The sequence below is a fragment of the Thomasclavelia sp. genome (assembly GCF_017889095.1).
In the GTDB taxonomy this organism is placed as follows: Bacteria; Bacillota_I; Bacilli_A; order Erysipelotrichales; family Coprobacillaceae; genus Thomasclavelia.
Window position 1 is genome coordinate 1 of the sequence record NZ_JAGHEW010000373.1, and the last position, 14,387, is coordinate 14,387.

Annotated in this window: 18 protein-coding genes; 13 read left to right on the forward strand and 5 right to left on the reverse strand. The window is 30.2% G+C overall.

The window, feature by feature from the left end; genetic code table 11:
• Both J7M77_RS15735 and J7M77_RS15740 read left to right on the forward strand, forming a co-directional pair.
• Nucleotides 1-1,128: helix-hairpin-helix domain-containing protein (locus J7M77_RS15735; RefSeq protein ID WP_296880298.1), on the forward strand; the 1,128-nt coding region annotated here is incomplete at its 5' end.
• Between the two features lie 11 nt (nt 1,129-1,139).
• On the forward strand, nt 1,140-1,871 hold the full coding sequence (locus J7M77_RS15740) for a YiiX/YebB-like N1pC/P60 family cysteine hydrolase (RefSeq protein WP_296880300.1): 732 nt from the start codon (nt 1,140-1,142) through the stop codon (nt 1,869-1,871).
• A gap of 30 nt (nt 1,872-1,901) precedes the next feature.
• On the opposite strand, the gene cysK is transcribed toward J7M77_RS15740, so the two are convergent.
• On the reverse strand, nt 1,902-2,813 hold the full coding sequence (gene cysK / locus J7M77_RS15745; RefSeq protein WP_296880329.1) for a cysteine synthase A: 912 nt from the start codon (nt 2,811-2,813) through the stop codon (nt 1,902-1,904).
• 120 nt (nt 2,814-2,933) lie between these two features.
• On the opposite strand from cysK, the gene J7M77_RS15750 reads away from it, so the two are divergent.
• From J7M77_RS15750 to J7M77_RS15760, 3 genes are all read left to right on the forward strand, one after another.
• Nucleotides 2,934-4,250: a PLP-dependent aminotransferase family protein gene (locus J7M77_RS15750; RefSeq protein WP_296880302.1), complete on the forward strand. Its 1,317-nt coding sequence runs from the start codon at nt 2,934-2,936 to the stop codon at nt 4,248-4,250.
• An 8-nt stretch (nt 4,251-4,258) separates the two neighbouring features.
• A complete protein-coding gene (locus J7M77_RS15755) occupies nt 4,259-5,077 on the forward strand; it encodes an AraC family transcriptional regulator (RefSeq protein WP_296880304.1) in 819 nt (272 codons plus the stop codon).
• 67 nt (nt 5,078-5,144) lie between these two features.
• Nucleotides 5,145-6,593, forward strand: coding sequence for a prolyl oligopeptidase family serine peptidase (locus J7M77_RS15760; RefSeq protein ID WP_296880306.1), 1,449 nt, complete (start codon nt 5,145-5,147; stop codon nt 6,591-6,593).
• A 35-nt stretch (nt 6,594-6,628) separates the two neighbouring features.
• On the opposite strand, the gene J7M77_RS15765 is transcribed toward J7M77_RS15760, so the two are convergent.
• Nucleotides 6,629-7,867 carry a 6-phosphofructokinase gene (locus J7M77_RS15765; protein WP_296880308.1) on the reverse strand — a complete coding sequence of 413 codons (1,239 nt, stop codon included), beginning with the start codon at nt 7,865-7,867 and terminating at the stop codon, nt 6,629-6,631.
• Between the two features lie 55 nt (nt 7,868-7,922).
• A complete protein-coding gene (locus tag J7M77_RS15770; protein WP_296880310.1) occupies nt 7,923-8,585 on the reverse strand; it encodes a hypothetical protein in 663 nt (220 codons plus the stop codon).
• Nucleotides 8,586-8,727: 142 nt separating this feature from the next.
• On the opposite strand from J7M77_RS15770, the gene J7M77_RS15775 reads away from it, so the two are divergent.
• Both J7M77_RS15775 and J7M77_RS15780 read left to right on the forward strand, forming a co-directional pair.
• Nucleotides 8,728-9,150 carry a hypothetical protein gene (locus tag J7M77_RS15775; protein ID WP_296880312.1) on the forward strand — a complete coding sequence of 141 codons (423 nt, stop codon included), beginning with the start codon at nt 8,728-8,730 and terminating at the stop codon, nt 9,148-9,150.
• A gap of 142 nt (nt 9,151-9,292) precedes the next feature.
• Nucleotides 9,293-10,576, forward strand: a complete 1,284-nt coding sequence (locus tag J7M77_RS15780; RefSeq protein ID WP_296880313.1) for an O-acetylhomoserine aminocarboxypropyltransferase/cysteine synthase family protein — start codon at nt 9,293-9,295, stop codon at nt 10,574-10,576.
• Between the two features lie 46 nt (nt 10,577-10,622).
• Here the strand turns inward: J7M77_RS15780 and def are convergent, their stop codons facing one another.
• Both def and J7M77_RS15790 read right to left on the reverse strand, forming a co-directional pair.
• Nucleotides 10,623-11,192 (reverse strand): peptide deformylase, encoded by a 570-nt coding sequence (gene def / locus J7M77_RS15785; protein WP_296880315.1) that lies wholly within the window; start codon nt 11,190-11,192, stop codon nt 10,623-10,625.
• 61 nt (nt 11,193-11,253) lie between these two features.
• Nucleotides 11,254-11,466 (reverse strand): hypothetical protein, encoded by a 213-nt coding sequence (locus tag J7M77_RS15790; protein WP_296880317.1) that lies wholly within the window; start codon nt 11,464-11,466, stop codon nt 11,254-11,256.
• A gap of 110 nt (nt 11,467-11,576) precedes the next feature.
• Here J7M77_RS15790 and J7M77_RS15795 point away from each other — a divergent pair, with 110 nt between their 5' ends.
• The 6 genes from J7M77_RS15795 to rsmD all read left to right on the forward strand — a co-directional run.
• On the forward strand, nt 11,577-11,843 hold the full coding sequence (locus tag J7M77_RS15795; protein ID WP_296880320.1) for a UPF0223 family protein: 267 nt from the start codon (nt 11,577-11,579) through the stop codon (nt 11,841-11,843).
• 2 nt (nt 11,844-11,845) lie between these two features.
• Nucleotides 11,846-13,087, forward strand: coding sequence for an FtsW/RodA/SpoVE family cell cycle protein (locus J7M77_RS15800; RefSeq protein WP_296880322.1), 1,242 nt, complete (start codon nt 11,846-11,848; stop codon nt 13,085-13,087).
• Between the two features lie 33 nt (nt 13,088-13,120).
• Nucleotides 13,121-13,423 carry a spore coat protein YlbD gene (ylbD, locus tag J7M77_RS15805; RefSeq protein ID WP_296880324.1) on the forward strand — a complete coding sequence of 101 codons (303 nt, stop codon included), beginning with the start codon at nt 13,121-13,123 and terminating at the stop codon, nt 13,421-13,423.
• A complete protein-coding gene (locus J7M77_RS15810) occupies nt 13,416-13,595 on the forward strand; it encodes a YlbE-like family protein (RefSeq protein ID WP_296880326.1) in 180 nt (59 codons plus the stop codon). Before ylbD ends, J7M77_RS15810 begins: the two co-directional genes overlap by 8 nt.
• A gap of 1 nt (nt 13,596) precedes the next feature.
• Complete coding sequence (locus tag J7M77_RS15815) at nt 13,597-13,944, forward strand: YlbF family regulator (protein ID WP_296880327.1); 348 nt, start codon at nt 13,597-13,599, stop codon at nt 13,942-13,944.
• A 7-nt stretch (nt 13,945-13,951) separates the two neighbouring features.
• Nucleotides 13,952-14,387: 16S rRNA (guanine(966)-N(2))-methyltransferase RsmD (gene rsmD, locus J7M77_RS15820; RefSeq protein WP_296880328.1), on the forward strand; the 436-nt coding region annotated here is incomplete at its 3' end.

Genomic DNA, 14,387 nt, shown 5'->3' on the forward strand with positions numbered 1-14,387 from the left:
GTTTTAAAAATTGATAAAGTATTTATTACAATTCCTAAAAATAATTATGAAAAAGAAAAGAAAGTTTTATTAGAGATAATTTCTAAATATAAGATTGAAATTATTGCTATTGGTAATGGTACGGCTAGTCGCGAAACGGAAGCTTTTATTGCTGATTTGATCAAAACCAATAATTTAGATGTTGACTATGCTATTATTTCGGAAGCTGGGGCATCGGTTTATTCTGCCAGCAAACTAGCCAAAGAAGAATTCCCGGATTTCCAGGTTGAGGAACGTTCGGCAGTATCGATTGCCAGAAGGCTGCAAGATCCTTTAGCGGAGTTAGTAAAAATCGAACCAAAAGCTATTAGTGTTGGTCAATATCAACATGATATTAATGCTAAACAGCTTGAAGAACAGCTAGACTTTGTAGTCGAAAAAGCGGTAAATAGCGTTGGTGTTGATATTAATACGGCTTCAGCTTCATTATTACAATATGTAGCGGGATTAAATAATACTGTCGCTAAAAATATAATTAAATATCGTGATGAACATGGTAAATTTACAAATCGTAAAGAAATTAAAAATGTAAGTAAATTAGGAGAAAAAACTTATCAGCAGGCGATTGGATTTTTACGTATCTCTGGTGCTAATGAACCATTTGATGCAACCGCAATTCACCCGGAAAACTATGATCAGGCTAAAAAATTATTAACACTTATTGGCGGGAATGCTAGTTTATTAGGAACTAAAGAAATTGCTGAAAAATTAGCCCAGATTGATAAAGTAAAAGTATGTGCTGAATTAAAAATTGATAATTATACATTAGATGATATCATTGATAGTTTTATCAAACCAAATCGTTCACCGCGTGATGATTATCCAACACCATTATTAAAAAAAGATATTTTAAAGATTGAGGATCTAAAACCAGGAATGTTACTTGAAGGAACAGTACGTAATGTTGTTGATTTTGGAGCATTTATTGATATTGGTTTAAAAAATGATGGTTTAGTACATATTTCTAAGATTTCTAATGAAAGAATTAAGCATCCTTTGGATAAACTAAGCATAGGTGACATTGTTGAAGTATATGTTATTGATGTTGATATTAAAAAACATCGTGTCGCTTTAAGTATGATTAAATAAAGGATGAGTTGATGAAAAAGTGGGTTTTAAGCGTTGTAGCAATACTTATAGTTGGAATATTAGGTTTTTTAGCTGTCGATGAAACTACTTCTAAAAAAGTAGCTTATCAAGAAACTAGTGAAGAAGATGAAGTAATTGAATATGATGAACTAGTCGAATATATTCATCTATTTAAAACCGGAGATATTATTAATATTGAAAATTCCAATTATTTAAGTTCTTATGCTATACCAGGTCGTTGGAAACACACCATTTTCTATTTAGGAACATATCAGCAGTTTAATGAAGTATTTAATCAAGAAGATAAATATTATCAAGAGATTAATAGTCATTATCAAAGTAAAGATGAGATTTTAGTACTTGATAGTAATTCTTCTGGGGTAAAAATTAGGACTTTTGACCAAATGGCCAATTTAAAAGAAACTTCTTATCTAAAGGCATTAGCTTGTTATCGTTTTAATGAAGATAATCAGTTTTTAAAAAACTATTTAAATCGGGCTTTAGATTATTTAGAAACACCGTATGATTATAGTATGGTAACTTACGATGATAATGCTCTATATTGTAGTGAACTGGTTTATTATGCGTTACTTGCAAATGATATTGAAGTAACAAAAACAACCAAAATTGTTGAGCGGGAAGTTATCACGCCAACTGATTTAAGTGAATTTTTAATGACTTTAGATAATGTTGAATATATTGGTTTATTGGAAAAGAAAAATAATCAAGTTAATTTAAAATAAAAATAAGAAAAGGTGGCCTTTTCTTATTTTTTATTTAAATAATTCAGTTGATAAATAACGTTCACCAGTATCTGGCAATAAAACAACAATGTTTTTATCTTCGTCTTCAATTACGCTAGCACCATGAAGCGTGGCTCCAGCAGTTATTCCCACTAATAAACCTTCTTTTTTAGCTAGAAGACGGGCAGCATCATAAGCTTCATCACTAGTTACAGTAATAATTTGATCAATTAAATCAAGATCTAATATTTTAGGAACAAAGTTAGCTCCAATTCCTTGTAAACCATGAGGCCCAGCTTTACCTTTTGAAAGTAATGGTGAATCGGCTGGTTCAATACCAATGATCTTGATTTTTGGGAATTTTTCTTTTAAAACACGAGCAATTCCCGTAATTGTTCCCCCAGTACCAATTCCAGCGACAAAATAATCAATATCATCTAAATCTTCAATTATTTCTAAAGCCGTACTTTCTTGATGAGCTAGCGGGTTATTAGGATTGACAAACTGTCCAGGAATATAACTGTTTTCAATTTTCTCTTTTAATTCATTAGCTTTATCAACGGAACCTTGCATTCCTTTTTTAGCTGATGTTAAAACAATTTTAGCGCCATAAGCTTTTAATAGTTTTTGTCGTTCAATGGACATAGTTTCTGGCATCGTTAAAATCAGTTCATTACCATAAATAGCACAGGCAATAGCCAGTCCAATGCCAGTATTACCACTAGTTGGTTCAATGATCGTTGTTTTTTCATTGATCAAACCATCTTGATAAGCTTGTTTAATTAATTTTAAACCGACCCGATCTTTGACACTGCCACCAGGATTGAAGAATTCAACTTTCGCAAATATTTTATTGTTTAAATTTTTGGCTTGTTTAAAACGCTCAATTTCAATTAAAGGTGTTTTGCCAATTGTTTCTAAAACACTTTTTTTAATCATTATTATTTCACTTCCTTTGTTTAGTTATACCATAATTTTATAATTATCGGTATAAAAAATAATAAAATAATTTAGATTGTCATTAAAAAAATAGTTGTTTATAATAAATTAAAGGTGATAGCAATGAAAGATTACAAATATTTACAAGTTTATCAAACAATTATTGATGATATTGAAAATGGTTATTTAAAATACCAGGATAAAATTCCTTCAATTAGACAAATGGCCAAACGTTTAGATGTTAGTCGAACAACGGTTGAAAGTGCTTATTTACAGTTATTGATTGAAGGTTATATTTATGCTAAGGAAAAAGTAGGATATTATGTTGATGTTCAATATCCTAGTCAAATTAAAAATTTAAAGACGAGTCAAGAAATATATAATGAAGATAAAAATGAATATCGCTTTGATTTTAGTGGTCGTTTTGTTGATAGTGAAAGTTTTAATTTAGATATTTGGAAAAAATACATAAAAAAAGCTTTAAATCAAAGTGAGGCGTTAATGAGTTATGGTGACCCTTTAGGAGAACCTTCATTAAAACTAGCTTTACAGCAATATAGTCATGAATATCGGGGGTTAAGTCGTCCCCTTGAACATTATATTATTGGGGCTGGATTTCAAATTTTGTTGTACCACATTTGCAGTTTGTTTGCTAAAGATAACCTGGTTGGAATTGAAGAAGGTGGTTTTAAACAGGCGGAAGCGGTATTTCATGATTGTCATTTACAGGTTGTTAAACTGCCAGTTGATGATCAGGGAATTACCATTGAAGGATTAAAACAAGCTAATTTAAAATTACTTTATTTAAATAGCTCATCGGGCGGTTATCATGGTCATCCCTTAAAACAACAGCGTCGTTTGGAAATAATTAATTATGCTCGTAAAAATGATGTTTATATTATTGAAGATGATCATAATGGGGAATTGAAGTTTAATAGTAAACCCATTGATGCGATGTCTAAACTAGATAATGAGCGAATTTTTTATATTGGTTCTTTTTCAAAGTTATTATTACCATCAATAAGAATTAGTTATATGGTGTTACCTAATTTATTAGTTTCTACTTTTTATCAAAAAATAAATGGCTATCATCAAACAGCATCAAAATTAGAACAGCTGGCATTAGCGATGTATATCGAAGATGGTCAATTAGCTAGGCATTTAAAACGCCTTCGAAAACACTATCGAAATAAAGGTAATCATTTATTAAAGCAGCTTCAAAATACTTTTCCTGATCATCATTTTGAACTGTATGAAACAGCTTTAAAGATAACGATGTCAATCGATGATAAACTTACTAATGATTATATTAAAAAAGCCCAGGCAAACAATATTTTAGTTACTAAAAACAGTACCAATCAAATTGCTCTATCTTTTTCAGGTATCTTTGATCATGATATTGATAATGCTGTTGCTTTATTGAAAGAAATTTGGGATTGATAGTAAACATGAACAAGATTTATTATGAAATAACTAAGATGCTGGAAAATCTTCCGATTGCTATTTATCACCACTATAAAACACCTTATCAATTAGTAAAGGCTCATTGGCATCGTTCATTAGAATTAACTTTAAATTTAGAGAGAAAAGTAGATTTTTATAATGGGAGCCATCATAAAACAATTTGTGAAAATCAAGTAAGTATCACTAATAGTGAAGAAATTCATTATTCAATTCCCCATTATGATTGTTTTGAAAATAAAATCGTTGGAATTACGTTACAAATAAATTATTCATTTTTAAAACGAATTATTCCTGATTTTGATCACATTTACTTTATCATTAATCAACCTGATATTGAAGCAAAAATAGCTTTGTGTATTAAAAATATATCAAATTTAAGCAATAGTTCAAATGATGATAGATATATAAAAATGTATCAACAACTATTAGAAATAATTGATTTACTATATCATAATTGTACAACTGAAAAAACTAATTATGAACCAAAGAAAATGAAAGAAGTTTTACATTATATTCATCAACATTATCATCAAAATATACTTTTATATCAAGTAGCTAATCATTTTGGTTACAATCGTGAATATTTTGCTAGATTATTTAAACAAGAAGTCGGGCTAAGTTTCAAACAGTATTTAACTCGTTATCGATTGTATCAATCAAGCTTATTATTAAAAGAAACTGATAAATCAATTTTAGATATTGCTTATGAATTGGGTTTTTCTAGCGAAAATCAATTTATTCTTAATTTTAAAAAATACTATGGGATAACACCAGGAAAGTTTAGAAAGTCACTTTTTAAATAAAAACTAGTCAATAATAAGATATAAATCCATTTAAAATATTTTTACAATGTATTTAAGGAGGATGGATATGAAAAAAATTATTACTAGTTTATTATCGATCATTACATGTTTAATGATCACATTATTACCGATTGCCGGTAATGAAATATCTACTATTAATTTTACTTTGCATTCAACAGTTTATAATTATGGTGAAGCAATTGATCAAGTTGTTTTAGATACATCTAATTTAAATATTGATGAAAACAGTTTGACTACTGATCAATTTAAAGTATTGGCTAGTGCAACTTCACCATATACTGATGAATCGATTATTGAAATGATCGAAGCTGATGGATTACAGCATTGTGGTTTATACAGCAATGTTGAAAGAAAAATTGAAAAAGTAGAATACGTTCAAGGAAAGATAACTTTATTTTTAGCTACTGAAAAAGATGGAGCCGGGCAAGGTACATTAGATTTTACTGCTAATTTTGAAACAGCTAAAGGGTGCAATCTGACATTAGATATTGATTATACAATTGAGTTATTAAAACCTTTGCAGTTACAAGATGGAAGTATCTTAACTAATGAAATGGTCCAATTTATTCAAAATGATGGAATTATTAATGAAGAAATTGCTAAATTTAGCTCTGGTGAAGCAATGGGGTTAAAATATCAGTTATATACTCCAGAAAACAGCAATGATGGAAATAAACATCCGCTGATTGTTTGGTTACATGGTGGAGGTGAATCTGGATATAAGGGAATCTTATACAACAATGTTGCCCAGTTAAAGGCTAATCGTGGTGCTGTTACTTTTACTACAAGTGAAGCTCAAGAAATATTTGGTGGTGCTTATGTTTTAGCTCCACAAGTTCCTGATGAATGGTCTGATCATTTAAGTGATACAAAAGCTTTGATTGATCAAATCGTTGCTAGTTATCAAATTGACGCAAATCGGATATATTTATATGGATGCTCAGCTGGCGGTTATATGACTTTAGATTTAGTAGTTCATAATCCTGATTATTTTGCTGCTGCAGTTGCTACTTGTCCAGCAATCGACCAGGCTAATATTGCTACATACGGTCAAGGAAGAAATATTACTGATGAAGAATTATTGTCGATTAAAAATACACCACTTTGGCTAGTTCAGGCTAAAAATGATGGAACTGTTAAATATGAAGAATCAGCATTAAGAGTTTATAATTTACTTAAAGGTAATAATGTTATTTTAACAGCGTATGATAGTGTTCAAGTTGATGATGAGATTTATTCTGGTGGTCATGAATCTTGGGTTTATACAGCCTTAAATATGCCTGAATATAATGGGGAACATGTATGGCAGTGGTGTGCTAAACAAGTTTTACCTGTCAAAGAAAGTGTTGAGGAAAAAACTCCAAATGTAGAATCTAAATCAGAAACAACAGTTAGTGTTAAAACTGGTGATGATAGTTCACTAGTACTTTATCCTTCGTTATTAGTTGTTTCAATGTCATTAGTAGGATATTTATTTTTGAAGAAAGAAAACTAAATAAAAAAGAATTCAATTTTGATGATTGAATTCTTTTATTTATTTAAATGCTTACAGCTATAATAAGCTGGAATACCATCTTTATAAGGAACATAAACTTCTCCTTGAATTAATGGATAAAGATAATCATATAATTCTTTAGTAATATCATTATGTTCTTCATTGATCCAGTCAGTTGGTATTTTTTGTTCAAGATTAGCTACTTTACGAACATCATTAGAAATATATTCGATTTTATAAGGATCATTAGAAACACGTTTAAAGCCCATTACTTGACCTGATTCTTTATGCATTGCCGTTTCAATGGCAACTTGTCCAATCATAAAAGATTCGTTTAGATCAGTTTTGCTGGCAATATGCATTGCACATCGTTGCAATACATTTAATTCAATACTACGAACTTTACATTGGAATCTTTTAAATACTAATGATTCCAACATTTTACCGGTACCTGAATGTAAGACATGACCGAAAGCATCTTTTTTAGCGTATTTAGAGTTATCATCTAAATAATGTCCATCTTTATCTTTGATTCCTTCACTAACAGCAATTACGACACAACGTTTGCGTTTAAAGACTTCGCTAATATCTTCTAAAAATTTATCAGGATCAAAAACTACTTCTGGTAGATAAATTAAATCAGGTGCATCGTTATATTCATTACGAGCCAAGGCGGCGGCAGCAGTTAGCCATCCGGCATTTCTTCCCATGATTTCAATGATCGTTACTGATTGTAACTGGTAAATTAAACTATCATGAACAACTTCTAAGATTGAAGATGCAACATATTTTGCTGCTGAACCAAAACCGGGAGTATGATCTGTACCCATCAAATCATTATCGATTGTTTTAGGAATTCCAACGAATTTGATCGGACTGTTGATCGCTTTAGCGTAATCATCTAGTTTCATCACTGTATCCATTGAATCATTACCACCGATATAGAAAAAATCAGTAATTTTTAATTCGTTTAAAATATTAAATAATTTTTCATAAATATCTAAATTTTCTTCATGAGTAGGTAATTTAAAACGACAAGAACCTAAATACATTGCCGGGGTTTGTTTTAAAGCATTGATTTTTTCACCAGTATTAAACTCTTTTAATAGATCCATGTATCTTCCTTCTAAAAGACCTTTAATACCATTGATCATCCCATAAACATTATCATAAGCTTCACTTGTGCTAGCTTTATGAATAATACCTGCTAAACTTGCATTAATAGCTGCGGTCGGTCCCCCAGATTGACCAATAATACAATTTCTTTTTTCCATGTTAATCTCCTTTTACGATGACATTCTAACATTTTTAGACATTAAAAAAAAGTAGTTAATGCTTTTTTCGTATTCCAAAATATAGTAAAGCAGCTAAAGCGATTATAATGATGCTATTAATAAGCCAAGGAGATGATTTTTTAGAGTCAGAAATAATTTTTATTTCTAAAATATCTTGCTGATTTAAAAATTCAAGTAAGTCGATCGTTACATGATCATCATTTATTTTACCATAACTAGTTTCTTGAATTTTTCCTGGTAGATGAATCGTTAAATTGATTTGTAAACCGACATCTTGTAAAGACTCTAAAGAATAATTATTTTGAATATCTTTTAATTCACTAGTATTTAAAATTTGATTAAATATTTCTTGATTGAAATTAACCTCGTAAGTATTGTTTTCTTTTTGATAACTTAGATATTCTAATAGTGTTTGATTGACTGTTTCTGGGGCAGTCAGGTTTAAACCGGTATATTTAGTACCATTGATGGATTTGGTTAATTCTTCAATTTGCCAGGTACTGAATTGATCTTTGGTTAAATTATTTTGTAATTCATCAAGATTGATATTGGAAGCATCTAAAAGTTTTTCTTGGCAAAGCAAATCAATTGACATAGTAGCTTTATTTTGATTTACATAATCTATATTAATATCACTTTTAACACATCCAGTTAGAAAAAACAGTATCCAAATTCCTAAAATTATTTTTTTTATCATTCTTTGCACCTCAAATACTATTGTGCCACAATCTATAATTTATATAATTAAAATCTAGACTTGAATTAATTAAATGAATATAATTTAACTATGGTTAACATATAGTTCATATTTGCACTTTAAAATAAAGTAGGTGATATAGATGAAAGTAGAAGTAATATATACGAATAAATCAAAACATATCAAACCAGTTGCTGAGGCAATGGCACGCTGGGTCAAAACTTATGCTAAACCGCTTAATGAATTTGATAATAGTGCTCAGATTGATTTGTTATTAATTGGCTTTGATGATTCGGTTAGAAAAGATAATGAGTTAGAAACTTTTATTAAACAGCTAAACCGTAAAAATATTCATAATTTGGCGTTATTTAATGCTTTTTATCTAAATGATCATAAGATGACCAATATGATCAAGCTATGTCAGGAAACTGATTTACCATTGATGCGAGAACAGTACTCTTTTAAATTAACATTTAAGCAGTTAAAAGAAATTGATCAATGTGTAATTGATGGTGCTAGATTGTATATTGAAGACATGCTAAATATTGTTCGTGATTATTATTGATATAGATAAAAGATAATATATTAAATTTAACTAAAGTGATAAAGTTAATATATTGTCTTTTTTTGTTGGAGTAAATATCCCTTTTAGCTAGCAAAATTGAAATATCTATGCTACAATTTTATCAATCTTAGGAGGAATTATTATGGATAATAAAAAATACGGTTTTGAAACATTACAAATACATGCGGGGCAAAAACCTGATCCGGTTACCAAGGCAACAGGGATGCCATTATATTTATCAAATGCTTTTACTTTTGAAGATGCTAATCAGGCAGCTAGGATCTTTGCTTTAGAAGAAGGGGGATATTTCTATTCACGTTTATCTAATCCGACTGTTGATGCCTTGCAACAAAGAATGGCAGCTTTAGACGGTGGCGTTGGTGCGGTTGCTTTTGCATCAGGTACAGCGGCAATCATGGGACTAATCATGACGGTTTGTCAAAGCGGTGATGAAATTGTTGCTGCTAATAATTTATATGGGGGAACAATTGGATCACTTTCTGGAACTATGACGACAATGGGCTTTAAATCTCATTTTGTCGATCCTAAAGATTTAGAAGCATTAGAAGCTAAAATAAATGATAAAACAAAAATTATTTTTGTCGAATCAGTAGGAAATCCTAATGGCGATATGCTTGATTTTGATGCGATTAGTGCAATTGCTAAAAAATATGGAATCTTATTTGTTGTCGATAATACAACACCAACACCATATTTATTTAAACCAATTGATCATGGTGCTAATTTAGTTGTTTATTCAACTACTAAATATTTAGCTGGTCATGGTAATGTCATGGGTGGAATTATTGTTGATGCGGGTAACTTTAATTGGAAAGATAATCCTCGTTATCCATTATTTAATACCCCAGATAAAGCATATCATGATATCGTTTATGCTAATTTAGGTGTCGAAGCTTTTTGTACTAAAGCGATTGCCAAAACATTACGTGATCTAGGTGGCTGCATGGCACCATTTAATGCCTATATGACATTGCTTGGTTTAGAAACACTATCACTAAGAATGAAAAAGCATGTAGAAAATTCTCGAATCTTAGCTAAATTCTTAAACGAATGTGAAGATGTCAATTGGGTAAGTTATGCAGAGTTGCCTGATAGCCCTAATTATGAATTAGCTAAAAAATATTTCCCTAATGGTTTTGGGGGATTATATACATTTGGGGTAAAAGGTGGCGTTGAAGGTGGAAAAACGGTTATTGATAATATTAAGTTATTTATTCATGTAACTAATTTTGCTGATTCCCGTTCATTGCTTACACATCCAGCTAGTACTACTCATGCCCAAATGTCTGAAGAAGAACGTTTAGCTGGTGGTGTTAAACAAGAAACAATTAGAATGTCAGTTGGTTTAGAAGATCCTGAAGATTTAATTAATGATTTAAAACAGGCTTTTGCAAAAATTAAATAAACAAAAAAGAGATTTCCAATTTATAGAAATCTCTTTTAATTACTTGTTATTTTATGATCATTGCATCTTGAATTGGCATTAACGGATTATCTTGATCAATGCGATCATAGAATAAGATGCCTTCAAAATGATCTAATTCATGTTGTAAACAAATTGATAAAAAGCCTCTAGCGACAATTTTTACCTCTTGATCTGTTAAAACATCGTAACCTTTAACAGTTACTTTAGCGTAGCGTGGTACATATCCTTGAACTTCATAATTTACTGATAAACATCCTTCGCCATCTTTTAAATAAGATTTTTTTTCAGTATAAGAAATGATCTTTGGATTGGCTAGAGCATAGTCATCAGCCTTAGTGACATTTCCTTCTTCATCAAAATCTAATACATGAACAGCTAAAAGTCGTTTAGGGATTCCTAATTGAATTGCAGCTATTCCCACGGCCGGACGTAAATCGTATTTTTCAGAAGTTTCGGGATCTTGAGAATTGACTAAAAACTCGTGCATTTCTAAAAGTAGTTTACGATCTTCATCACTTAGAGGTAATTCAACTTCTTGGGAAACTTCACGAATTAATTTATCGTTATCATCGATTATATCTTGCATCGTTATCATAATTTTCACCTCATTTAAAATTCTGATAGTATTATATCATAAAATGAGGTGAAATAAATACTTATCCGACTCTAATTCGAGAATTTCCGCAAATGATCAATAATAAAAATACTACTAAGACAATGGCAAACCAGTTAGTAGAACCAAATCCACCACAACCACAGCTAGAAAAACCAGTTGAGCAGCTATTGCATCCACAGCAGCTAAATGGATTAGTGATATAAGGATTATAACTGTTGCAGCCACAACCTGAATAATTAAATCCGCAGTTCATATTATCGCCTCCTTTAGTATATCCTATTCTAATCTTTATCTTTTGTTTGGGTTCTTGTAGATAATCATGAAAATTTCAGTTATAATATAAAACATTAAGAGGTGAGATTTATGGAATACAATTATCCTATCGATTATTCTTGGACAACTGAAGAAGTAATCGATGTCGTTGAATTATATAATGCGGTTGAAAAAGCGTATGAAACGGGAATAAGCAAACCAGAGTTTATCAATGCTTATCGCAAATTTAAAAAAATAGTTGATAGTAAAAGTGCGGAAAAACAAATTGATCGGGAGTTTAAAAAAATAACTGGCTATTCAATTTATGCAGTAGTACAGGCTGCTAAAAATCAAGATTATCTTAAAATGGGAAAATAACAATGAAATTGATAAAAAAAATAAAATTAACAATAAAAAAAATTAAACAGTTATTTAAAAGTCGCGGCGTTGATAAAGCGATTTATTTGAGCACTTTTATTTTAGCCGTATTTGGGATCATCATGATTGGTTCAGCATCAATTGGTAGTGTAACTAAATATGGAACACCGTATGCCCTTAAAAATATGGCAAGTCAGGCAATCTTTGTGATTGCGGGAGCAGGAATTATGATTTTTATTGCTCGAGTTTTTAAAACTCGTTATATTACTTATAGTTCCTCAATGAAATTATTCTTATTAGGAATCTTTTTAATGATCATCTGTCTTTTTTGGAGTGATTCAAAAGGATCACATGCCTGGATTAAATTTGGCAGTTTGTTTAGTTTGCAGCCAGCCGAATTTATGAAAATTGGGATGATCTTGATCATGAGTTATTTTTTAACTGAAAGTGATAAAGCTTTTGTTGTTAAAGGACGTTTTAAAACACAGGCATTAAAAAGTGCATTTTATAAAGAAAAGTTTTTAAAATGTGTATTTTTGCCCATGATGTTAGTAATGATCGTAGCGGCAATCGGATTATTTATTCAAAATGACTTTGGAACAACGGTCATTATTGTTGCTATTTGTTTTGTTTGTTTTATTGCGACACCGCGGCGTTATTTTAAAAAATATAAACGAATTGTCTGGGCCTTTTTGGCAGTTTGCGCTGTGTTATTTTTAATTGTCGGAACAACAGTATTAAAAGGATATCAGATGAGCCGGATCACGACCTGGTTAGATCCTTTATCAGATCCTTATAACACTAGTCAACAGCTAGTAAATGCCTTAATTGCTTTTAAAAATGGTGGTATCTTTGGCTTAGGTTTAGGAAATTCTACCCAAAAATTTGGTTATATTCCCGAAGCCCATAATGACTTTATCGGGGCCATTGCTTATGAGGAATTAGGAATAATCGGATTAGGGCTGATCATTATTCCTACTTGTATCATTATTTTTAAATTGTTAGGTTATTCACAAAAAATTAAAGAAAATAAATCCCGAATTATCTTACTTGGAATTGCTTCATATTTTTTCTTACACCTATTAATTAATTTAGGTGGGGTATCCGGACTGATTCCAATGACTGGGGTTCCATTATTGTTTGTTTCTGCCGGTGGTTCTTCGACGGTAACCGCTTTTACAGCAGTAGGAATTGCTCAGGCCATTATTGCAAAATATAATCGTCAAAAACTTGACACCGAATAAAATCATGATACATATATTATATTAGGTGATTTGATGGATGAATTTAAAGAATTTTTAAAAACAATCCCTAGTATTAAACAAGATGTATTAAATGGCCGTTACACATGGCAGCAATTATATGAAATCTATGTAATGTATGGCAAAGATGATAAATTTTGGCAGCCATATAAAACTAGTGGTAATATGAATTTAAATATGCTTTTTGATATAGTTAAAAATATTGATTTAAATGCTTTATCAAATAGTTTAGCTTCAATTGAAAAAGTTTTAAATGTAATTAATAGTTTTATTGATAAAAAAGAGCCTGATCAAGAAAGAAAATGGTATGATGAATGACCAGCTGCGTTATTATTTACGCTATAATCCAAAATGGTATATCATCTTATCACGTAATCCAAGTGAATATGATCATTTAGTTCAAGAATATAAAGATGGTAAAAATCAGGCTTTTATTGATAAAATTGACCAGGTATCAATGTTAATAAATATGATAGAAATGATGATGTGAAATGGAAGAAATTTTAAATAAATTAATTGAACAAATTAAATTAGATCAACGTTATCTTGATTATCTCGAAGCAGAAGAAAAACTGCATTTACCAGAAATCGATCAGCTTTTGCACCAGTATCAAGATAAATTAAATGAATATGAATCATTAAAGGTATATGATAAATATATTGACAATCAGCCTTTAAAAGATGAAATCAAAGAAATCAAGATGGAAATAAGTAAAAATCCAGATATTATTGATTATTATCAAAAATATCATCAATTAAATGATTTTTTAGAACAAATTACAAAAATAGTTTTTGGTAATATTTCTAATCAGTTAGATTTATCACCATATCAATTATAGAGGGCTTATGAGAGTTATTGCAGGAAAGTATAAAAGTAGACAATTAAAGACCGTAAAATCAAATTTAACGCGACCAACGACTGATCGTAATAAAGAAAATATGTTTAATATTATTGGTCCTTATTTTAATGGCGGAAAAGTATTGGATTTATTTGCCGGCAGCGGTGGTCTAGGTATTGAAGCGATTTCTCGTGGTTTTGATGAATTATATAGTGTTGATAAACAATATGCGGCTTTTAAAGTAATCAAAGAAAATTTTGAGCTGTTGAAACTAGAGCAGGCCCAGGTTTTTAAAATGGATTACCAAAAGGCTTTGAAAAAGTTTGCAGATGAACAGCTTAAATTTGATTTAATCATTTTAGATCCTCCTTATGGCAAAAACATGGTCAACGGGATCTTAGAATTCTTACTTACTAATAAAATGTTAAATAATAATTGTACGA

Bases quoted from the DNA above. Each gene is read 5' to 3' on its own strand.
- J7M77_RS15740 (WP_296880300.1), top strand. From the start codon at position 1,140: ATGAAAAAGTGGGTTTTAAGCGTTGTAGCAATACTTATAGTTGGAATA.
- J7M77_RS15750 (WP_296880302.1), top strand. From the start codon at position 2,934: ATGAAAGATTACAAATATTTACAAGTTTATCAAACAATTATTGATGAT.
- J7M77_RS15755 (WP_296880304.1), top strand. From the start codon at position 4,259: ATGAACAAGATTTATTATGAAATAACTAAGATGCTGGAAAATCTTCCG.
- J7M77_RS15760 (WP_296880306.1), top strand. From the start codon at position 5,145: ATGAAAAAAATTATTACTAGTTTATTATCGATCATTACATGTTTAATG.
- J7M77_RS15765 (WP_296880308.1), bottom strand. From the start codon at position 7,867: ATGGAAAAAAGAAATTGTATTATTGGTCAATCTGGGGGACCGACCGCA.
- J7M77_RS15770 (WP_296880310.1), bottom strand. From the start codon at position 8,585: ATGATAAAAAAAATAATTTTAGGAATTTGGATACTGTTTTTTCTAACT.
- J7M77_RS15775 (WP_296880312.1), top strand. From the start codon at position 8,728: ATGAAAGTAGAAGTAATATATACGAATAAATCAAAACATATCAAACCA.
- J7M77_RS15780 (WP_296880313.1), top strand. From the start codon at position 9,293: ATGGATAATAAAAAATACGGTTTTGAAACATTACAAATACATGCGGGG.
- def (WP_296880315.1), bottom strand. From the start codon at position 11,192: ATGATAACGATGCAAGATATAATCGATGATAACGATAAATTAATTCGT.
- J7M77_RS15790 (WP_296880317.1), bottom strand. From the start codon at position 11,466: ATGAACTGCGGATTTAATTATTCAGGTTGTGGCTGCAACAGTTATAAT.
- J7M77_RS15795 (WP_296880320.1), top strand. From the start codon at position 11,577: ATGGAATACAATTATCCTATCGATTATTCTTGGACAACTGAAGAAGTA.
- J7M77_RS15800 (WP_296880322.1), top strand. From the start codon at position 11,846: ATGAAATTGATAAAAAAAATAAAATTAACAATAAAAAAAATTAAACAG.
- ylbD (WP_296880324.1), top strand. From the start codon at position 13,121: ATGGATGAATTTAAAGAATTTTTAAAAACAATCCCTAGTATTAAACAA.
- J7M77_RS15810 (WP_296880326.1), top strand. From the start codon at position 13,416: ATGAATGACCAGCTGCGTTATTATTTACGCTATAATCCAAAATGGTAT.
- J7M77_RS15815 (WP_296880327.1), top strand. From the start codon at position 13,597: ATGGAAGAAATTTTAAATAAATTAATTGAACAAATTAAATTAGATCAA.